Annotated in this window: 16 protein-coding genes; 7 read left to right on the plus strand and 9 right to left on the minus strand. The window is 69.7% G+C overall.

The genetic code is table 11. The annotated features are described in order from the left end of the window. Positions 1-37 precede the first annotated feature (37 nt). Positions 38-1,252 carry a sensor histidine kinase gene (locus ACWCRB_RS18465; protein ID WP_450997054.1) on the minus strand — a complete coding sequence of 405 codons (1,215 nt, stop codon included), beginning with the start codon at positions 1,250-1,252 and terminating at the stop codon, positions 38-40. Then, positions 1,243-1,905: a response regulator transcription factor gene (locus ACWCRB_RS18470; protein WP_450997055.1), complete on the minus strand. Its 663-nt coding sequence runs from the start codon at positions 1,903-1,905 to the stop codon at positions 1,243-1,245. Before ACWCRB_RS18470 ends, ACWCRB_RS18465 begins: the two co-directional genes overlap by 10 nt. A gap of 122 nt (positions 1,906-2,027) precedes the next feature. Between ACWCRB_RS18470 and ACWCRB_RS18475 the strand changes: the two genes are divergently transcribed. From ACWCRB_RS18475 to ACWCRB_RS18485, 3 genes are read left to right on the plus strand one after another with little or no spacing between them, the layout of a single operon-like run. Next, positions 2,028-3,290 carry an FtsX-like permease family protein gene (locus ACWCRB_RS18475; RefSeq protein ID WP_450997056.1) on the plus strand — a complete coding sequence of 421 codons (1,263 nt, stop codon included), beginning with the start codon at positions 2,028-2,030 and terminating at the stop codon, positions 3,288-3,290. Continuing rightward, complete coding sequence (locus ACWCRB_RS18480; protein WP_450997057.1) at positions 3,287-4,702, plus strand: ABC transporter permease; 1,416 nt, start codon at positions 3,287-3,289, stop codon at positions 4,700-4,702. The genes ACWCRB_RS18475 and ACWCRB_RS18480 overlap by 4 nt, the downstream gene beginning before the upstream one ends. Beyond that, entirely contained in the window at positions 4,699-5,418 is a 720-nt protein-coding gene (locus tag ACWCRB_RS18485; protein WP_450997058.1) for an ABC transporter ATP-binding protein, read from the plus strand. The genes ACWCRB_RS18480 and ACWCRB_RS18485 overlap by 4 nt, the downstream gene beginning before the upstream one ends. Positions 5,419-5,432: 14 nt before the next feature. Here the strand turns inward: ACWCRB_RS18485 and ACWCRB_RS18490 are convergent, their stop codons facing one another. From ACWCRB_RS18490 to ACWCRB_RS18515, 6 genes are all read right to left on the minus strand, one after another. After that, a complete protein-coding gene (locus tag ACWCRB_RS18490; protein WP_450997059.1) occupies positions 5,433-9,047 on the minus strand; it encodes an alpha/beta fold hydrolase in 3,615 nt (1,204 codons plus the stop codon). Continuing rightward, entirely contained in the window at positions 9,044-10,951 is a 1,908-nt protein-coding gene (locus ACWCRB_RS18495; protein ID WP_450997060.1) for a fatty acyl-AMP ligase, read from the minus strand. Before ACWCRB_RS18495 ends, ACWCRB_RS18490 begins: the two co-directional genes overlap by 4 nt. Before the next feature lie 720 nt (positions 10,952-11,671). Further along, entirely contained in the window at positions 11,672-12,385 is a 714-nt protein-coding gene (locus ACWCRB_RS18500; protein WP_450997061.1) for an anti-sigma factor family protein, read from the minus strand. Further along, complete coding sequence (locus ACWCRB_RS18505; protein WP_450997062.1) at positions 12,382-12,960, minus strand: sigma-70 family RNA polymerase sigma factor; 579 nt, start codon at positions 12,958-12,960, stop codon at positions 12,382-12,384. Before ACWCRB_RS18505 ends, ACWCRB_RS18500 begins: the two co-directional genes overlap by 4 nt. A 76-nt stretch (positions 12,961-13,036) precedes the next feature. Next, positions 13,037-13,990, minus strand: coding sequence for a DUF1996 domain-containing protein (locus ACWCRB_RS18510; protein ID WP_450997063.1), 954 nt, complete (start codon positions 13,988-13,990; stop codon positions 13,037-13,039). A 159-nt stretch (positions 13,991-14,149) separates the two neighbouring features. After that, positions 14,150-15,133, minus strand: coding sequence for a CHRD domain-containing protein (locus tag ACWCRB_RS18515; RefSeq protein WP_450997064.1), 984 nt, complete (start codon positions 15,131-15,133; stop codon positions 14,150-14,152). A gap of 170 nt (positions 15,134-15,303) precedes the next feature. Here ACWCRB_RS18515 and ACWCRB_RS18520 point away from each other — a divergent pair, with 170 nt between their 5' ends. The 4 genes from ACWCRB_RS18520 to ACWCRB_RS18535 all read left to right on the plus strand — a co-directional run bounded on the left by ACWCRB_RS18520 (position 15,304) and on the right by ACWCRB_RS18535 (position 20,096). Continuing rightward, positions 15,304-15,786 (plus strand): COG4315 family predicted lipoprotein, encoded by a 483-nt coding sequence (locus ACWCRB_RS18520; RefSeq protein ID WP_450997065.1) that lies wholly within the window; start codon positions 15,304-15,306, stop codon positions 15,784-15,786. A gap of 411 nt (positions 15,787-16,197) precedes the next feature. Next, the gene (locus ACWCRB_RS18525) at positions 16,198-17,046 is read left to right on the plus strand and encodes a hypothetical protein (RefSeq protein ID WP_450997066.1); all 849 of its coding nucleotides are present in this window, start codon (positions 16,198-16,200) and stop codon (positions 17,044-17,046) included. Then, a complete protein-coding gene (locus ACWCRB_RS18530) occupies positions 16,974-17,993 on the plus strand; it encodes a threonine ammonia-lyase (protein WP_450997067.1) in 1,020 nt (339 codons plus the stop codon). The genes ACWCRB_RS18525 and ACWCRB_RS18530 overlap by 73 nt, the downstream gene beginning before the upstream one ends. 132 nt (positions 17,994-18,125) lie before the next feature. Further along, entirely contained in the window at positions 18,126-20,096 is a 1,971-nt protein-coding gene (locus tag ACWCRB_RS18535) for a potassium transporter Kup (RefSeq protein ID WP_450997068.1), read from the plus strand. Between the two features lie 42 nt (positions 20,097-20,138). Here ACWCRB_RS18535 and ACWCRB_RS18540 read toward each other — a convergent pair whose 3' ends face one another. Continuing rightward, entirely contained in the window at positions 20,139-20,786 is a 648-nt protein-coding gene (locus ACWCRB_RS18540) for a dihydrofolate reductase family protein (RefSeq protein ID WP_450997069.1), read from the minus strand. Positions 20,787-20,864: the final 78 nt, after the last annotated feature.

Below are 20,864 nucleotides of genomic sequence, written 5' to 3' on the forward strand. Positions count from 1 at the left end.
CCACGCTCTTGCCTGACGTGCAGAGCGGGGGCCGGCGTCATGGGAAGCGCACGGTGACGGTGAGGCCGCCCTGTCGGCCCGGTTCGGCCGTTGCCCTGGTTCCGTGGGCCTCCGCGATGGAACGGACGAGGGACAGGCCGAGCCCGTGGCCTGTGGTGCTGGTGCGGTCCTGGGTGAGGCGGCGGAACGGCTCGAACAGGTCCGGGACCCGGTCGGCCGGCACGGTGGGCCCGGTGTTGGTCACGGTCAGCGTGCGGTCTTCGAGCCGTACGCGTACCCGGCCGCCGGGGTGGTTGTACTGGATCGCGTTGCGGATGAGGTTGGTCAGGAGGTGGCGGAGGAGTACGGGGTCGCCGAGGACGGTCAGCGGCCGGTCCGCCGTCACCGCCACGTCCAGCTGCTCTTCCTCGGCCTGCGGGGCTAGTTCGGCTGCCACGAGCATCGCCGCGGCCGACAGGTTCACTGTCTCGGTCTCCTCCAGGCCGCGGTCGCTGCGGGCGAGCAGCAGCAGCGCGGTGATCAGCTGCTCGGCCTCGCGGTTGGTTTCGAGCAGGTCTTCCCGTACTGCGGCGAGTCCCTCGGGGAGCGGATCGGCGAGGCCGACCTCCAGGCTGGTGCGCTGGGCCGCGAGGGGTGTTCTGAGTTCGTGGGAGGCGTTGGCGACGAAGCGCCGTTGGCTCTCGAAGGACTTCTCCAGCCTGTCGAGCATGGTGTCGAAGGTGTCGGCGAGACGGTGGAGTTCGTCGTCCGGGCCGGTGAGCGCCAGCCTCTGGTGCAGGTTCTGCTCGCTGATCCGACGGGTGGCCTCCGTCATCGCGGCGACCGGCCGGAGCGCCCGCCCGGCCAGCCACCAGCCGAGCAGTCCGGCCAGGAGCGCCATGAAGAGCAGTCCGACGGCCGACCAGAGGACCATCTGCCTCAGGGCGGTGTCCTGCACGGCTTGTACGGTCTGGTCGATCTGCCGGATCAGGGCGATGTCGTCGCCGGTCGCGTCCAGCGACGGGCGGGTTGCGTTTGGGTCCGTGGCGCGCGCGTACCCACTGGGGAACTCGCCGGGGAACCCGCTGCCTCCCGGCGCGTCGGCCTTCGTGATCGCGATGCCCTTGACCTGTTGGGCCGTCCCGTAGCGCGCGAGCAGCACCACGAAGGCCAGCAGCGCCGCGCCCGTCAGCAGGAAGAGCGTGCAGAAGGCCGCGGCCAGCCGGGCACGGAACGGCATGCCCCGCAGCAGCGTCCGCGGGTTCAGTCGCACAGCCGGTATCCCTGTCCCTTGTCCGCGGTGATGAGGTCGGGGTCGCCGAGCTTGCGGCGCAGCCGGCTGATGACGGCCCGTACGGCGCTGGTGCGCGGGTCGAGGTTCTCGTCCCAGACGGTACGCACGAGTTCGTCGTGCGGGACCGCCGCCCCCTGTGCCTCCATCAGCAGTTGCAGGACCGCGAACTCCTTGGGCGTCAGGTCCAGCGGCCGGCCGTCCGCGGACACCGCGCGCCGCGCCAGGTCCAGGGTGATGCCCTCGTGTCGTAGCGCGACCGGTGGCGACTTGGGGACGCGACGGCTCAACGCCCGTACGCGGGCGACCAGTTCGGCGAAGTCGAACGGCTTGGCCAGGTAGTCGTCGGCGCCGAGAGCCGTGAGTCCGTAGACCTTGTCCGTGATCTCGCCGGCCGCGGTCAGCATCAGGATCCGTGGCGGGTCGGTGAGTTCGCGCAGTCGTCGGCACACCTCGTCGCCGGTCATGACCGGCAGGTCCCGGTCGAGGATCAGCACGTCGTAGTCGGTCAGCAGGCACATCCGCTCGGCCTCGTCGCCGGAGGCGGCGACATCGACGGCCATCGTCTGCCGGCGCAGACCGGTGGCGATCGTACGGGCGAGAACGCGATGGTCCTCGGCTACCAGAACTCTCATGATCCCCATGAAACCCGGCGCCGCATTGCAGCGGGATAAGGACAGCGTCATGAGGACAGCGTCCTTATCCCGCTGCAACGCGCTTATCCCGCTGCGCGGGGCGCCCTGGTTCTGTCCTGGCCATGAACTTCGTCAAGCGTGCCGGGCAGAGTCTGCGGGCCAGGAAAGCCAGAACCGTCGTCCTGCTGGCGATCTGCGTCGTCATCTGCACGCTGCTGCTGGGCGGCTTCCTGCTGCAGGGCGCCACCGCCCGTCAGGAGGCGGAAGCGCGGCGGACGATCGGCGTCGATGTGACGGTGAGCGGCAAGGGCCTCACTTCGGCGGTGGCCGACCGGCTCGGTTCGTCCCCGCAGGTGCACCGGTACACCCCGTGGCTCCCGCTCGACGCCGAGGGCCTCGGTGTCAAGCCGCTGCGGTCCGGCGCCCCTGAGGACGGTGACGGAAGTACCGGGGCGCGGACACAGCCGTCCCTGGCGCTGATCGGCGTACGGGACTCGGGGCTGCTGCTGCGCTTCTCGTACGGCTCGAACAGGATCATGGCGGGGCGCGGGATCACCCCTGAGGACGCCGGTCGGGCGGTCGCCCTGGTCGAGCGGCGGCTGGCCGAGAAGAACGGCATCGAGGTCGGCGACACCCTGCGCGCCCGGTCCGCCGACGGAAGCCGCACCGTGCCGCTCGAGGTCGTCGGGATCTACCGGGACTCGACGCCGGACCCGTCGACATGGACGCCGCCGCACCTGCTGCCCGGCAACGCGCTCTACGTGCCCGTCGGCGCGGTGCGGCGGCTGAGTCCCGGCGCGACGGACCTCACCGAGGCGGTCTTCCGGATCGGCTCCCCGGAACAGGCCGAGCGGCTGCACGCCGAGACCCGGCGGCTGCTCGGTGCCGGGGCGTTCGACTTCCGCGTCAATGACAAGGCGTATCGGGACCAGGTCCGCCCGATCCAGCGGGTCGCGGCCTTCGCCGGGCTGATCGTCCGGGTCGTCGCCGTGGCCGGTGCGCTGATTCTCGGGCTCGTGGTGACGCTCCAGATCCGCAACCGCCGCGACGAGCTGGGAATCCTGCTGTCGCTGGGCGAGAAGAAGTGGAAGCTCATCGGCCAGCACACCGTGGAAGTGGCCGCCGTCGCCCTGCCCGCCGTGGCTGTCGCCGCCCTGGCCGGTCAGCTCGCCGTCCGGCAGGCGGGCGACGCGCTGCTCGCCCCCTCCGCGAGGTCCGGGTCCCCGGACGCACCGGCCGCCGACCGGCCCGAGATGCGCGTGGAGCCCTCCGACCTCGGCAGGGTCGCCGGCATCGGTCTCGGGATCTCCCTCGTCTCGACCGTCGTCCCCGGCGTCGGGATCCTCCGTCTCCACCCCCGCTCCATCCTCGTCTCCGACGAATGAGCCCCCACAGAAAGCCGATCCACATGAACTTCGTCAAACGCGCGGGCTTCAGCCTGTGGTCCCGCAAGGGCAGAACCCTGGTCACCCTCTCCACGTTCCTCGTCATCTCCGTGATGGTGCTGGCCGGGGTACTGGTCAAGGACGCGACCGCCCAGGCCAGAACCGAGGCCGAGCGCTCCGTGGGCGCCGAGGTCAACCTGGAGATGGACCTGAACGGCCTGAGCGCGGGCGGTGGTCTCGTGGCCCCGCAGATCGATGCCACGACGGTGGACGAACTGGGCGCCTCCCCGCTGGTCCAGAAGTACAACTACTCCATGTTCGACCGGGGCGTCGTGAAGGCGGGCGCCGAACTGGTCACCGAGGGCGTGGACTCGTCGACCTCGTACATGGGGCCCGATGGCACCCCGACCATCGGGATCCTCGACTCCGCGCTGCTGCCCGACTTCCGCAGCGGCAATTTCACGCTCCTGTCCGGCGCCCACCTCACCGCCGCCGACAAGGACAAGCACCTGCTGCTGATCGAGGAGCGGCTGGCCCGGAAGAACGGCATCGAGACCGGCGACAGGATCACCCTGGGCGCCAACGAAGGCAAGGCCACGGCGGAGTTCACCGTGGCGGGCATCTTCCGGGACCCGCGGCCCAGTTCCGAGCCCGAGCCGGAGCACCTCGTGAACCCGGCCAACATGCTGTACGCGTCCGTGGGCGGCTTCGCCGGGCTCAACTCCACTGCGGACGGGCCCACACAGGTCAGGACAGCGACCTTCCTCCTCAAGAACGCCGACGACGTCAGGAAGTTCAAGGAGGAGGCCGAGCGGATCGCGGGTTCGGCGCTGGACGGATTCACCCTGGACGCCAACGACAAGGCGATCCGGCAGATGACGGGCCCTCTGGACAGCATCAGTTCCACCGCCGCCGTCGCGATGTGGCTGATCGGCGTCGCGGGCGCCGCCGTCCTCGTCCTCCTCGTCAATCTTGCGGTCAAACAGCGACGCAAGGAGTACGGCGTGCTGCTGGCCATGGGCGAGAGGAAGTGGAAGCTCATCGCCCAGCAGGCGCTGGAGATCGTCGCGGTCGCGGCTCTCGCCGTCGGTCTGAGCGGCCTGTTCACCCAGAGCCTGACCCAGAGCGCCGGCCAGTCGCTGCTCGGCCAGGAGGCCGCCGAGGCCCGGGACAGGCTCGACTCCTGGCAGCCCCCGGCTCCCGGCAGCACCGGCCTCGACCAGGGCATCGACCCGGACGACAAGCCGGTGGAGAACGCCGACCCCATCGACAGGATCGACGTACGCCTCGCCCCGGCGGACCTCGCCACCGTGGGCGGTGTCGGTCTCGGCATCGGCCTGCTGGCCACCGCCGTCCCGGCCGCCTCCGTCCTGCGGTTCAGCCCCCGGACCATCCTCACGAAGGGCAAGTGACAGCCACCATGACCAGCGCCACCGCGACCCCGCCCGTCCTCCGCCTTGACGGTGTCAGCCACACCTACGTCGGCCAGCGCCGCAGGACCGCCGTACTCAAGAACATCGACTTCAGCTTCGAACGCGGCACCTTCTACACCGTCCTGGGGCCCTCGGGCAGCGGCAAGACAACCCTGCTCAGCCTTGCCAGCGGCCTCGACGCACCCACCCGGGGCACCATCAGCTTCAGCGGCCAGGACCTGACGCGGATCGGCCTCGGCCGCTACCGCAACAAGCACGCCGCCACGATCTTCCAGCACTACAACCTGCTCACCTACATGACCGCCCTCCAGAACGTCACCACCGCCATGGAGATCACCGGTACGAAGCCCGGCCACGGCAGCCGCAAGGCCCGCGCTCTGGAACTCCTGGAACGGATCGGTCTGGACCGGGACATGGCCACGCGCAACGTCATGCGGCTCTCCGGCGGCCAGCAGCAGCGGGTCGCCATCGCCCGCGCCCTCGCCTGCGACGTCGACATCCTCTTCGCCGACGAACCCACCGGAAACCTCGACGAGGACACCGCCCAGGGCATCATCGACACCTTTCGCGAACTGGCCCACGAACAGGGCAAGTGCGTCATCGTCGTCACCCACTCCCAGCACCTCGCGGCGCAGTCCGATCGCGCCCTCACGCTGCGCAAGGGCAAGTTGACGGACGAGGTGAGACCCCGATAACCACCTGACCGTCGTCACCGGGCGGCCGTCAGGCTGATCCGGGTCGCCTCCGCGACCGCGGTGAGGTGGGGGCGGGTGAACATGCTGAAGTGGTTGCCGGTCACCGGAACGACGGTCAGGTCGCCCAGTTCGACGGTGTCCCAGCCGTTGGGCGAGTCGAAGTGCATCGGGACACGGTGGTCCTCCTGGGTGAGGGGGAAGAACCCCGCCTCCGGTTTGACCAGGACCACCGAGAGGTCCGAGGGTTCGGGCCGGTAGAGCGCGAAGGCCCGCAGGCCCGCCTGGTAGGTGCCGACCAGGTTCACGAGGTGGGACTCGTACGACTGCGGGTCGGGCGCCCCGAGTGCCAGGGCGATCTGTTCGCCCTGCTCGTCCAGGGGCTTGGAGCGGTCGACACCGCAGCTGCACCGGTCCGTCGCGAGGCAGGCTATGTGCCGCAGTGCGAGGAGTTCCTCTATGGCCCGCAGGTCGTCGTCGGCCGGCGCGCCCCGGCCGGGCAGCGGGACGTAGGTGTCGAACAGGACGACCCTGTGGACCTTCTCGCCGCGTTCACGCAGGTGGCGTGCCGCCTCGTAGGCGAGCATCCCTCCGAAGGAGTGGCCGCCGAGATGGTACGGGCCGTGTGGCTGGATCCGCTGGACCTCGTCGGCGAACACGGCCGCGAGGGCCGGCATGTCGTCCAACGGCTCCTCCGTGCCGTCGAGGCCGGGGATCTCGAGGGCGTAGCAGGGCCGTCCGTCGCCGAGGGCTCGGGCCAGCGAGGCGAGGTAGCGGGCGGAGCCGCCGAGGCCGCCCGCGCAGAAGAAGGGGACGGGCGGGTTGAGCGGGAGCATCCGGCGGGGTGCGGGTCGGGTGGTGTCCATCGCGGCCTCCTGGCGGCGGGTGGACGCGGTGCCACCGATGGATGTGGGTGCGTCGGGTTCCGCGAGATGGCGGGCGGCCTGGTCGATGGTGGGGAGTTCCATGAAGAGGGTGTGCGGGATGCGGTAGCCCAGCCAGTCGGAGAGCCGTGCCTGGAGGGCCGCGACGGACAGCGACTCCAGCGCGTACTCCTCCAGCGGCCGGGCCGTGTCGAGGGAGGTCGCGGGCAGCCGCAGTTCGGCGGCGATGTTGGTGACCAGCCAGTCCCGTACGGTGTCCACGGTCAGCCGGGCGCCGAGCCCGGGAGCGGTGACGGCGGAGCGTACGGGGGTGGTGGCCGCGGTGGGCGTCCGTGTGCCGTCCACGGGCGGGAAGTGACGGCGGGCCAGGTCCTGGGCGTGGGCGACGGTGCATTCGACCAGTTCGAAGGAGGGCAGGCTGCCCGTGTAGTAGGTGCGGTGGCGGCCCTGCATCGCTTCGAGCCGGTCCAGGATGCCGTCCTGGAGGTCGTCGCTGCCGAAGTGCGGCATGAACGCCCACTGGCGTTCGAGGTGTACGGCCTCCAGCCGTCCGCCGAGGCCTGCGATGTCGTCCCGCAACAGGGGGACGATCTCTTCGGGGCGGCCGTACGAGTAGAAGGTGCGGACGTCGCTGCCCGGGTAGCGGTGGTGGTAGGCGACGCAGTGGCCCGTCGCCTCGCGGGTGTCGTTGTGCTGCTTGAGGAAGTAGAAGGCGGAGTCCGGGAGGCCGGGCGCTGTGGCGACGGTGGTGTGGTAGGCGTTGGCGCGGATCCGCGCGGCGAGTTCGCGCTCGTGTTCGGTGCTGTCCAGGATCGGCAGCACGCGGTCGAGGGCGACGGTCAGCACCAGGTCGTCCGCCTCCACCGGGCCGGAGTCGGTGTGCACCCGTACGCCGTCCGCGTGCCGTTCGACGGACTCGACACGCACCGCACACCGTACGTCGGCGAGTTCACGGGCGATCCGGCGCCACAGGGTGGCGAAGCCGCCGGAGATGGTGAACGCGCCGGGGTGGCCCAGGAGTTCGGCCCTGTGGGACAGGAGCCCGGTCATCTCCGCGTACTTGACGAAGTACAGCGCGGGGACGTCGTCGTCGAGGTGGCCATAGCCGGCCGCGGTGTAGCCGGTGCCGAAGGAGGCGGCCATGGCCTGGAGTCCGTGTGCGGCCAGCCATTGCGTCACGGGGGCGGCGAGCGCCTTCGCGGAGTGCGCGAGGCCGGGTTCGGCGATGCGCGGGAACTCCCGCTCCCGCAGGGCCTGGTAGCGCAGGAACGTGTCCCTGCGGAAGAAGGAGGTGTCCTGCGGCAGCACGGCGCCGTGCGCGGTGTCGAGGACCCGGTACGGGGTGGTGGCCTCCGTCGCCACGCCCAGCTCGGTCGCCAACTCGGCGACTCTCTCGTACTGGTTGGTGCAGATGTGGCCGCCGAGGTCATAGGCGCGGCCCTCGATCTCCACCGTCTCGCACTTGCCGGCCACCGCGTCCCGCTCTTCGAGTACGGTCACCCGGCGGCCGGAGCGCTCCAGTTCGCGGGCGATGGTCAGGCCCGCGGGTCCGGCGCCGATGACCACGACGCTGCGGGATCCGGCGGCGACGGGTGAAGTCGTCCCGGAGGTGGGTCCAGCAGTGGTGCTCGTCGTGATGTTGCGGCTGGGACGCAGCAGTCCCGCCAGTTCGGGAGGCTGCCGCTCGCCCAGCCGGGCGTAGGACGCGGCCTGGTAGACGAGCGCCCGCAGATGGTTCAGGGAAGCGGTCGAGTGGGGCGAACGGGCGAGGGCGATGCCCAGGTCCGGCGGGGCCAACGCCGGGTCGAAGGCCAGGAGGTTGACGGTGTCGTCGTCGGTGAGGGTGTCGAGGTGTACGTCCCCGAGGTCGAACCAGGGGCACAGCTCCTCCGGCCAGCGACGCGCCGGGTCGAGGGCGGTCTCGGTGTTTTCGGGGATGCCGTCCAGGGGGTGGAGCTGGGCCTGGAGCACGTTGCGTACGCCGGTGGTGCGGACGCGGTGGCGGAGGTCGTCGCGAAGGAACGCGGGGTCACGTGTGTCGCCGTACGGGCGCGGGATCTCCTCAGGGGCGTCCGGCGGCCACCACAGGTCGCCGTGGTCGAAGTCGCCTCGCGCCAGCGGTTCGTCGGCCGGGTGCACGCGGAAGCGGATGAGCCACTGCTGTCCGTCCTCGGCGACGAAGCCCTGGGGCACCTGGGAGTAGAAGTCGTAGGTGGCGTAGGAGCCGGCGGTCCTGATGTTGTTCCAGATGGTGGACCGTACGGCCGGATTCTCGCTGATGCTGCGGGCGCGTTCCTCGGGGGTGCCGAAGCTGCGCCGGAAGATCTCGGCGGTGGAGGCGAAGAAGGTCGGGCCGGTGTTGAAGGTGAGGTCGAGCAGGCCGGGTTCGAGTCCGGTGGCGCTGTCGGGGGTGGCGTCGAGCAGGCGGAGGGTGAGTCCGCGGACCGTCGGCTTGACGTCGTCCGTGCCGACCGAGTTGCTGTAGCGGACGAGCACCGGGAAGCGGCGGCCCGGCCGGAGGAAGCCATGCGCGGGCAGCAGGGGGCTGTCGCCCACGGTCAGGACACCGCGGGCAGCCGTCGAAGTGGCGTGGAAGAAGCGGTCCCTGCGGGCCGCGGAGGCCACGGTCAACGCGGACATGTCGATGAGGACGCGCCGGAAGTCGTCGTCGACGTCGTACATCCGCGGATCGCGGGGACCGGTGGCGAGGATCGGACCGTTGTGGTCAGCGTGGTCTGCGTTCGTCAACGTCGTCCCTCGGTGAACTCGTCGCGGGCAGGGATGTCGCTCTCGTGCACGGAGACCAGGAGCGTGGTGGTCTCGCGGTCGATCTCGCCGTTCAGGAGTGCCTCCTTGCACACCCGGCGGCGGACCTTGCCGCTGGTGGTCTTGCGGACCAGCCCCGGCCGACCCAACACGACGGCGTGGCAGGAGAGTTGGTGGTCGGCGTAGACGAACTTGCGGACCGTCGCGCAGATCTCGGCGGCGAGGTCGGCGTCGACCCGCTTCTGGCCCGTCTCGGCGAAGACCACGAGCCGCTCGCCGTTCTCCGTGGCGTCCGCGCCGGCCGCTGTGGTCGCGGTGTCCCCGGGGAAGGTCTCGTCCGGCCCGAGCGCGAAAGCCACGACTCCGCCGGGGCGGACGGCCCGGTGGCACTCACGGACGCTGTCCTCGATGTCGGAGGGGTAGACGTTGCGTCCCCGGATGATGATCAGGTCCTTGATCCGGCCGGTCATGAAGAGCTGGCCCTCGTACAGGAATCCCAGGTCTCCGGTGCGCAGGTACTCCGTCGGGTCGTCGTCGCCCGTCACGGTGGCGTGGAAGACCTCGCGGGTCGTCTCGGGGCGTCCGTGGTAGCCGGCCGCGGTGGTCGAGGAGTGGACCCAGATCTCGCCGACACGCCGGGGCGGGCACGGGACTCCGGTCCCGGGGTCGACGATCCGGATCCGGTCCGCGGGTTTGCTGGAGAAACCGCAGCCGTGGTACTCGACGTGCCTTTCCGCGTCCAGGGGGTCCGGGCCGCCGGGGGTGTCGTCCACCAAGACGACTTCACCTTCCGCCAGCGCCTTTCTGTCGAGGCGCAGCACTCCCTGGCCGCGGTTGGTGACGCTCGCCGTGTTCTCCGCGAGCCCGTAGGCGCCGTAGAAAACGTCGGGCCGGATCCGGGACACCTGGAAGGCGTTCAGGAAAGTACGGATGGTCCGGGTCCTGATCGGTTCGGCGGCGGTGATGGCCATTTCCAGGGAACTGAGGTCCCATCCGGCGCGCATTTCGGGGGTGGTCTTTCGGACCGCGAGGTCGTACGCGAAGTTGGGCGCCGAGGTGATCGTGGCTCCCACCCGGGACATGACGTCGAGCCAGATCCAGGGCCGTTGCAGGAAGGTGAGCGGCGACATGATGTGTGTCGTGGAGTTGCCGAGGGCGGTGCTGAGCAGGACGTTGATCAGTCCCATGTCGTGGTACTGCGGGAGCCAGAACACCCCGCGGGTGTCCGGGTTGAGCCGGAGGTCGACGACGTTGGCGGCGATCTCGTGGACGAGGTTGCCGTGCGTGACCATCACGCCCTTGGGGACTCCGGTGGACCCCGATGTGTACTGCAGGAACGCGGTGTCACCCGGGTCGGCCGGTTCGTACCAGGTTCCGGGATCGCAGTCGGCCCCACTGTGCCTGCCGGAGCGCCGGTCGGTGCGGTACCAGGGGATACGGGGCCAGTTGTGCTCCGACCGTCCGAGCAGTCCGGCGACCGAACCGGCCCTGCGGGAGCGGTCGAAGAGGCCGTTGGTGAGGGCGGCACTTGCGCCGCAGCTCTCCACTATGGCGTTGAAGCCGGCCAGATCGCGCTTGAGCCGGAAGGGGTTCGGGGGGTAGACGGGCACGGGGAGAACGCCTGCTGCCAGGCAGCCCATGAAGGCTTTCACGAAGTCCAGCGAGGGCGGGTAGACGAGCACCGCCCGGTCTCCGGGGTTGAGTCCTGATAACCGCAGGGAGGTGGCGATGTCGTCGACGGCCTCGGCGAGTTCGCCGGCTCGGAGCGTCTCCTTGTCCTCACCGAGGTCGTCGACAAAGGTGAAGAGGAGTTTCTCCGGTTGGGTTTCGTAGAGGTGCCGCAGAGTGGCGAGCAATGAATTGCGCTGCGAGATTCCGAACGTCATTGTGGCCGTCCTGTGAAGGGGAACGCCAGAAGACCGGTGACACCGGTAAGAGTTCAGCCAAGCGGTGGTTGCGCATTCAAAAAATACGACTGGTCCAGTCCATTGTCAACGGCCGACCAGCCGCCCTATTTCCGCCTTCTTCCGCAATGTCCCACAAAGGTGCGGCACCAATTTCCTATGAATTCACTGTGACTTCGACGCCCTCTCGCGGGACACCGAAGAGCCACTTCATTTCGTGCGCATGAATTTTCGTTTCCTTCTGTTATCCATTTACGCAACCAGGTTTGCGGGAACGCACACCATGCAAGGGGCCCCGGTTCCCGCCGGGGCGGGCGGCCCCATGAACTCGGCCAGGCGGTACGGGCGGAGGGCAACGCGGTCGCCCGAGCCGCCGACCTCACCCTCGCCTTCGCGCGAACCGGGTCGACGACGGGACAGACCACTGTCACCTTCTCGCGGCGAACTCCTGGTGACGCGGCACCCCGGTGCCGTACCGGAGCGACGGATGAACACCCACGGTGCGCCGCGGATGGTCTTCTCCCTTCCCTGCCGCTTCCGAAATGCGATGTCCATCAAGCGGGACTCTCGATTCACTGATGCACGCAGCAGAAAAGGAGCGTCGTGCCCGGCGGGCACTTACGCTCCATCGACAAAAATCACGTCCAGGTGGCGGGCCGTACGGCGGGATCCGTCTCCGGATCCCGCCGATCCCGCCGTGTCTCAGAGTTCGACCGCCACGTACTCCTTGCCCCGGTCGTTCTCGACGACGACCTTCGCGACGTCGTCGACCCGTACGGCCGCGGAGCCGTCGAGGTTGGCGCCCTTGGCCTCGTCGGCGACGAGCCAACTGCCGGCGATCTCGCGGGTGCCGTCCTTGGCCACCACGATCAGGCGGCACCGCTCCCCCGCCGGGATGCCCTTGACGGAGGCGTTGACCCGGACCCAGTCGGCGGCCGGGGTCACCCGCACCGTCATCTGTGTCCCGGTGGCGGCGCTGGTCGCCGAGCCCACCTCGGAACCGGCGGGCGGTGCGGCAGGGACGGAGGCCGAAGGCGGAGCCGGCACCGCCTCCGGAGACGTCCCGCCGCCGAAGGACTGGCCGATCAGTAGGCCACCGCCCAGCACGGCCGCGGCCGCGACGGACGCCACCGCGGACAGCACCACCCGTCGTCGCCGCTCAACACCCGTACGTTCGCTGCGGGCCTGTCGCAGCGTGCGCTGCAGCAACAGGTCCCCGCCCTCCGGCGGTCCGTCCAGGAACGCCTCCGGCGGCACCTCACCCAGTGCGGCCTGCATCTCCCGCAACCCGTCCAGTTCGTCGCCGCATCGCGGGCACGACTCCACATGTTCGTCGACGGCCCGAACCTCCTGCTCGTCGAGCGTGCCGAGGACGTAGGCACCGAGCAATTCGCTGTCGTGCTGCTGAATGCTCATACCGCCACCTCCTTCAGTGCGACGAGCTTCGCTGTTCTTGGTTTGTCCCTGTACATGTCCCGTAATGCCTTCAGGGCATAGTGTGACCGGGACTTGACGGTCCCGGGCGGTATCCCCAGAGTCTCTGCCGCCTCGTTGACGCTCCGGCCCTGGAAGTAGATCTCTCTCAGTACGTCCTGGTGGTCCGGCGAGAGCCGGTCGAGGGCTTCCATGACGAGCATCGAGTTCACCACGGCCTCCGCGTGGTCCTCCTCCACCGGGGTGGTGGTGACGGACTCCGCGACCTCCGTCGGGCGCGAGGCCTTCGCCCGATGCCGGTCCGTGACGATGTTGCGGGCCACGGTGAGCAGCCAGCCGCGCACCGAGCCCTTGCCGTTGACCAGCACGTCCGGGTGCTTCCACGCCCGGATCAGCGTCTCCTGGACCACGTCCTCCGCTGCCGCGTGATCGCCGGTCAACCGTTGCGCGTATGCGAGGAGGGCTCTGCCGTGTTCCTCGTACAGCGCCCGGATCAGTGCCTCGTCACTAGCAGTTCTTTGCTTGTGCCGAGTGCGGGACCACAGTGCCGCCGCCATCCACTTACTCCCGTCCTCTCCCTGACTGACACGTCCAACACGCATCCCCGAGGAGGTTGGTTCAATGTGGTCTGCGTCACTCGGGCCGGCAGTGGCGGCCCTCGTTGATGCAGGACACGAGCTGTTCCATCCGACGGTCCGTCATGACGTTGACGAACAGACCGTGGTCGGTGACCGGATCGCGCTTCTGCTCGGGGAAGGAGTCCAGGGCGTAGCGCACACCGTGCGGGACGTCGTACGTGAGGGTGATCCTCAACTGCGGTACGGCGAACGTGGCCCGGGGGCAGACGCCGTTGGCGGCGGGGAACACCACGTGCGAGCGGTGGTCGGGGCTGTCCGTGGACAGGCCGTCCCAGCAGCTCGGGAAGTCCAGCGTGCGCGTCGGTCCGCTGCCCTCGGGGCACAGCGTGTACTTCACGGTGAAGCGCTCCGCGTAGCCGGAACACCCCCACTGCGCGCGTACACGGCCGGGCTCGTTCACGGTCGCCGCCACCGGGTCCCCCGTCACCATCCGCAGGAACCGGGGCATGGCGACGACTTCGCTGGTCGGGCTGGAGCGGAACTCCATCCGGACCGAGGACGCCACCAGGATCTCGCCGGCGTTCCCGTCGATCCCGCCGCCCACTGCGTGCGCATCGCTCCCGGTCCGGTCCAGCCGTCGCAGAACCGGCCAGTAGTACGTGGACCGGTCACCGCCCACACAGGTGGTGGCGGCCGCCGCCAGACCCTCGTTGGTCGACAGGGCGTCGGTCGTCACGTTCCCGACGTAGTCGTGCACGTGATGGGCTCCGCCCGTCAGCCCCGGGGAGATCACGAGGTTGTCGGCGTTGCGATGACCGTTCTCGTTGCGTCCGCAGTCCTCGGTGAAGGATCCCCTGGAGGCGTCCGGTCCGTCGGCCGGGACAGCGGTGGCGGAAACCGCCGAGATGTCCACGTACCGGTCGGCCGACGGTGCCGCCTGTGCCGATGAGGGGTGGCCACCGAGGCCGAGGATCCCCACGGCCAGCGCCACGCACACACCGAGCACCACGGGCACAACCACCTGTAAAGACCGGGCTCTTGAGCGGAAGAATCGAATCCACACGCGAGCAGCGTCCCAGCAATGTCCAGACCAATCAAGCCTGCCCTTGAGCCATGAGGTCCTGTTGACGGCATCACGGGTCCTGACCGGTCGTTCAGGAGCCGGCGGTCAGCGGAAGAGCTGGCCGCGCACCGCCCCGTCGGGGAACTCCGCGGTGTGCAGGTTGGCGTAGAAGCCGGTCGGGCGCTTCTTCAGCTGCTTCAGCACCGCGGTGTCCGCCACCGCGACCGAGCCCGAGAGGGCGAAGATGTTCTGCGGTACGGGTGTCGTGAACAGCGGCACCTTCACGGCGCCGTTCTTCCCCAGCACCCCCTCGTGGATGTGGCCCGCGACCGGAGCCGCGATGTTCACCCAGGCCAGGGAGTAGCCCACCGAGCGTCGTCCGGGGTGCAGGAACGCCACCGCGTGACCGTCCCGGTCGCCCACCGCCTTCGGGTCCTCGGCCGGAACCTCCTGGCTGCCGTCTGCGAGGGCACGCAGGCTGCCGCCCCTGATGATGGCGAGCGGGTTGATCGACCGGCCCGTCGGCTTCAGTTGACCGCGCACCGCTCCGCCGGGGAACTCCGCGCTGTGCAGGTTGACGTAGAAGCTGCCGGGGTCGGTGCGCAGCCGTTCGGCCAGCGCGGCGTCGTTGACGGAGGTCTGGCCCGCGGCCGAGTCCACCCCGGCGGGCATGGCGGTGGTGAACAGCCCCGTCTTGACGGCGCCGTTGACGCCGGCCTTGCCCTCGTGGATGTGGCCGAGGGTCGGCGCGCCGATGCCCTGCCAGCTGAGCGCGAAGGTGACGCGGTCGCCCTTGACCTTGACGAGGGCGACGGCCTGGCCGTCCTGGTCGCCGACCGCCGGGCCGCCCGGCGTGGGCACTTCCTGCGCACCGTCCAGCCGCGCCACCAGCGAGACGGCCCGGGCCTTCGCCGACACCGCCGACAGCGGCTTCGTGGCCATGGTGGAGGCGGCGCCTGAACCGGTGTGCCCGGTATGGCCGGTGTGGCTGTCGTGGGCGGCGGCCGGGACGGCGGCGACTCCGGCGAGCGTGCCCGCGGCGAGTACGACGGCCGAGGCGGCCGAGACGAGGGCGGAATTCCTGCGCATTTTCTTGGACCTTTCCGAGTGCGGGTGTTGCTTCGAGCACCCAGCACACGGCCACGGCGGTACGGAGGTTCAGAGAAATTCCGATTGAACCCGTCGCGCCGGACGCACGTGTGGGAATCCGCGACGCGCTTTCGCGTGCAGCCACGACAACGAAAAGGACGGTCGACATCATGCGCGCACGGACCACACGGATCACTCTGGCGGCGATTCCCCTGACCCTGCTGGCCCTGACCGCCTGCGGCGGAAACACGGAGGGCACGGCGGCGGACAAGCCCGCGAGCCCCTCCGCGCAGGGTTCCGGGCAGACCGTGAAGGTGGCCGACTCCGACCTCGGCGACATCCTGGTCGACCAGGACGGCCGTACGCTCTACGCCTTCACCAAGGACAAGGCCGGCACCAGCAACTGCGACGCCGACTGCATCGCGGTCTGGCCCGCGCTGACCGGCTCGGCCAAGGTCGCCGCAGGTCCCGGCACCGACACGAAGCTGCTGGCCACGGCCGCCAGCGCCGGCGGCGCGGTGCAGGCCAGGTACGGCGAATGGCCGCTCTACTACTACGTCGGCGACGCCTCCCCCGGTGACGTCAACGGGCAGGGCCTGGACGGCGAGTGGTTCGTGCTGGGCGCGGACGGCAAGCTCATCCGTGAGAGCTGAGAGCTGAAAAATCTTCGAGAGAACCTTCGGGGGATTGAACCCCCTTCCCGCGCAGCCCGTGTTCACGGCAGCAGCGGAAGACTGACCGACCGACCGCGCCGGACGCGCCGTCGGAATGCACCGCTGAAGCGGATGTCCGTCGACGGGACGGATGTTCCGCCATTCACGGAAACCCATGAAAACGGGGGCGCGCTCCGTCGCGCCGAAATTCAGATACGGAAGAGGGAAACAGTCGTGCGCAAGTTGCAGGGAATTTCGGTGACGGTGGCGGCGTCGGCGGCGGCAATCATGTTCGCGGCCGGCTGCGGGCCCTAGCCGGACGACGCGGCCAAGCCCGCGGGTGCCGCACTGAGCGCCTCCCCGAGCACGGGCGCGAAGGCTCCCGCAGGGGCAGCCGACGGTCTGGCGCAGGTGCAGGCTTCGGCGCCGGGCAAGCTCAGCATCTGGGACAGCGCCGAGTTGGGGCAGGTCCTCACCGACAGCGCGGGCTTCACCCTCTACCGCTTCGACAACGACACGGCCAAGCCCTCGCGGTCCACGTGCGACGGGGACTGCCCCAAGACCTGGCCGCCGGTCCCGGCAGGCGACGCCGCGGCGGCCGAGGGCATGGACCCGGCGCTGCTGGGTGAGGTCACCCCAGTCGTAGAGCGGACGTCGTCGCAGTCGCGGCAGCGTCGCGACGAGCAGCAGCCCGGCGCCGGCCAGCGCGGGAACCCGGGCTGGGCCGGGGTACGCCAGACCGGCCGCGAGCAGCAGGACGGCGGCCTCCCACACGACGACCTGTCCGAGCCGTACGCCGAACAGCGGGCGTTGCGGCCGGTGCCCCCTCCTGGAGCGCGGAGACGCGTCCGCTGTCCGTTCCGCGATCGCAGTCCCGATTCCCCATCCTCTGGCGCCCTTCACGCGGCTTGTGCAGCGTCGCTGGAAGCACGTATGCATGGCTCCGCCGGATCAACCGGGAATCGCCGGGGGCGTAGTTGCGTGCGCAGCGCAGGGCACGGAGACGGCGAGGACCGTGAAGCGCGCGGTCGAGAACGCCTCGGTGTCTTCTGGCCGACCGGCGGGACAGGTCGCCGGAGGTCTCCGAGGCGGTGCCGCTGTTCTGCCTCCCGCACTGCCCGGCCTTGGGGGTACCGACGTCCGGTCCGCACCCGGCCTCGTCGACCGGCCCGAGGAACCTGGCGCCGATGGCACTACGCTCCTGTGCCGTGCAGAAGACGCGCCTCGACACCGCCCGGATCCGAGCGGCCCGCCGGCTGATCGACCCGGTCTTTCTCGACACTCCGCTGTACCGCTGCGAGGCGCTGGAGCCCGGCCTCAGGTGCGGCGTGAGCATCAAGCTCGAAACGGCCAACCCGGTCCGCAGTTTCAAGGCCCGTGGCACCGAGGTGATCGCGAGCCTGCTCGCCGACGAGGGCTCGCGGGCCGTGGTGTGCGCGAGCGCGGGCAATCTTGGGCAGGCCCTCGCGTGGTCGGGGCGCGGCCGGGGGCTCGACGTCACCGTCGTGGCATCCCGTTTCGCGACCCGGGCCAAGCTCGACCGCATCCGCGCACTGGGCGCCGGGCTGGAACTGGTGGACGGCGACCACGAGTTGGCCCGGGAGCGGGCGGCGGCCATCGCGCGCCACGAGGGCATCCGGCTGGTCGAGGACAGCCTGGACATCGAGACCTGCGAGGGCGCGGCGACCATCGGACTGGAACTGGTGGAACCCGTGGAACGGGGGGACACCACACCGTCGTTCGACACCGTCCTGATCGCTCTCGGCGGCGGGGCGCTGGCCACCGGCGTGGGGCATGTGGTGAAGGCACTGGCACCCGAGGTCGAGGTGATCTGCGTCCAACCGCTGGGCGCACCGGCGCTGACCCGCTCATGGCACCAGAGGCGCATCGTCACCACCGACTCGACCGACACCATCGCCGACGGCGTCGCCGGCCGGTATCCCATCCCGGCCGTCCTGGACGACCTCCTCCTGGTCGCCGACGACGCCGTCCTGGTCCAGGAGGCGTCGATCATGGCCGGTATGCGGATGCTCCTCGACCACGCCGGCCTCGTCGTCGAGCCCTCGGCCGCGCTCGGCGTCGCGGCGATCCTCGAAGACCGCGACCGCTTCGCGGGCCGACACGTCGTCACCATCGTGTGTGGCAGCAACGTCGACGTCGACGCCTACCACCGCTGGATCGGTACGGCTCCCGTCCACAGGCCCTGACAACGATTCGCCCCCCACGCCACTCGAAACACGAAACAGCACCCCCTACCAGGTGTCACGCCAAGGGGTGGGTATCGTCCGCCCCGATGCCCCTGGTCCGCAGCTCAGCGGACGGCACGGAGGAGGAGCACCATGGCCGATCGACGGCAGGGAACCGTGTCGGACGACGGATCCGCGCCGCGGGCACCGGAGGCCCGTCGGGCGGGCACGCGCGACGCGGTGCGCCTCGCGGTGGTCATCGGTGCCCTCGGTGTGGTCTTCGGCGACATCGGCACCAGCCCGATCTACACCCTCCAGACGGTGTTCAACCCCGACGACCCGCACCCCGTCCCGGTCACCACGGACAACGTGTACGGGGTGGTGTCGCTGATCTTCTGGTCGGTGATGATCATCGTCACGGTCACCTACATTCTGCTGGCGATGCGCGCCGACAACGACGGTGAGGGCGGCATCATGGCGCTGATCACCCTGTTGCGGCGGTGGAGTTCGGAGCGTGGGCATCGGGGCGCCGTCGTCCTGGCCGCGCTCGGCATCTTCGGTGCGTCGCTGTTCTTCGGTGACAGCATGATCACCCCGGCGATCTCGGTGCTGTCCGCGGTCGAAGGGCTCAAGGTCGTCGAGCCGTCGCTGGACAGCGCGGTCGTGCCGATCACGGCGGTGATCATCGTGGGGCTCTTCCTGGTGCAACGTCGAGGAACCGCGGCGGTGGGCCGGGTGTTCGGGCCTGTCATGATCGTCTGGTTCACCGCCATCGGCGCGTGCGGCGTCGTGGGCATCACCGACCACCCGGACATCCTCAGGGCGCTGTCACCGACGTACGCACTGGGCTTCCTGTTCGGTCATTGGGGTACGGCCTTCTTCGCCCTGGCGGCGATCGTGCTCGCGGTCACCGGTGCCGAGGCGCTCTACGCCGACATGGGGCACTTCGGCCGCCGGGCGATCACCCGGGGCTGGCTGTTCCTCGTACTGCCCGCCTGCGTCCTGAGCTACCTGGGCCAGGGCGCGCTGATCCTCGACGACCCGGCCAACATCAGCAGCCCGTTCTTCCTGCTCGTGCCCGACTGGGGGCGCTGGCCGATGGTGATCCTGGCGACGGCGGCGACCGTGATCGCCTCCCAGGCGGTGATCACCGGCGCGTACTCGGTCGCCTCCCAGGCGGCCCAGCTCGGCTATCTGCCGAGGCTGCGCATCGCGCACACCTCCGAGTCCACCATCGGTCAGATCTACGTGCCCTGGATCAACTGGCTCCTGATGGTCTCGGTGCTCACCCTGGTCTTCGCGTTCCGCAGCTCCGCGGCGCTGGCGTACGCGTTCGGCATGGCCGTCACCGGCACGATCACCATCACCACCCTCCTCTTCTTCTACGTCGCCCGCGCCAAGTGGGGTACGCCCCGGTGGCTCCTCGTCGTCGGCGGGGGCCTGCTCCTCCTGGTGGACCTGCTGTTCGTGGCGGCCAACCTGACCAAGCTCGTCCACGGCGCGTGGCTGCCGCTGCTGATCGGACTCACCGCGTTCACGGTCATGACGACCTGGCAGCGCGGCCGCGCCATCGTCACCGCGGAACGAGCGCGCCAGGAGGGCCCGTTGCCCGAGTTCATCGACCACCTCCGCGAGGGGCAGGAGCCGACGCTCCGGGCGCCCGGTACGGCCGTCTTCCTGAACCGGGGCAAGGAGACCGCACCGCTGGCCATGCGGGCCAACGCCAAGCACAACCACGTACGGCACGACCACGTCGTGATCCTGTCCATCGGCACCGAGCCCGTGCCCCGCGTCCCGCCCGAGCAGCGGGTCGTCGTCGACGACCTCGGGTACGGCGACGACGGGATCATCCATGTCACCGCCCGGTTCGGCTACATGGAGACACCGGACGTGCCCGGCACACTGGCCCTCCTCGACCCGGCCGACACCGAAGGACCGCTCCAACTCGACCAGGCGTCCTACTTCCTGTCGAAGATCGAGCTGCGCCGCGGGAAGGCCCCGACGATGGCGCCCTGGCGCAAGCGGCTGTTCATCGCCACCTCCTACATCACGGCGGACGCCGCCGAGTACTTCAGCCTGCCCCGCGACCGTACGGTCATCATGGGCTCGCACATCGAGGTGTAGGCGCACCGGAGCCGGCAGTTCTGCCGCACGTTGTCTCTCTTGTCATTTGCGCCAGAAGAGGTGGTGCGTCACGCCGCTCGGGCTGGGCACGACCTCCATGTGGAACCGGTCCAGCAGTTGTTCGGGCGAGTCCCAGAGGCGCAGCCCGGAGCCCAGCTTCACTGGTGAGACGGCCACATGCATGGTGTCGACGAGGTCCGCGTCGAGGAACTCCCTGATGGTGGTCACGCCGCCGCCGAGCCGGACGTCCTTGCCCTGCGCGGCCTCCCGTGCCTGCGCGAGAACGGTGGCGGGGTCGCCGTCCACGAAATGGAACGTGGTGTCGGAGAGCGTGAACGACGGACGCTTGTGGTGGGTCAGGACGAACACCGGCGTGTGGAAGGGCGGCTCGTCACCCCACCAGCCGCGCCACTCGTGGTCGTGCCACGGACCGCGCTGGGGTCCGAACTTGTTGCGGCCCATGATCTCGGCGCCGATGTTGTGGCTGAAGTCCCGGGTGAAGTAGTCGTCGAGGCCCCGGCTGCCCCCTGGCTCGGTACGGTTGGGCCAGCTCGCCGTGGCGCCGGCCCAGGCGAAGAGCCTCCCCGGATCGATATTGAGGCCGAAAGGCCGCTCCAGGCTCTGGTCCTCGCCGGCGGCAACGCCGTCCCTCGAGACGCAGAAGTTCTGCACTCGCAGCAGCTGATCCATGTGCTCCCTCATCAGGTCCTGTCGCCTCCTGGCGATGCGTCCTACATCAGGATGTCGAACGGGACGTGGCTGGATCGA

The sequence above is a fragment of the Streptomyces sp. NPDC002156 genome (genome assembly GCF_053593675.1).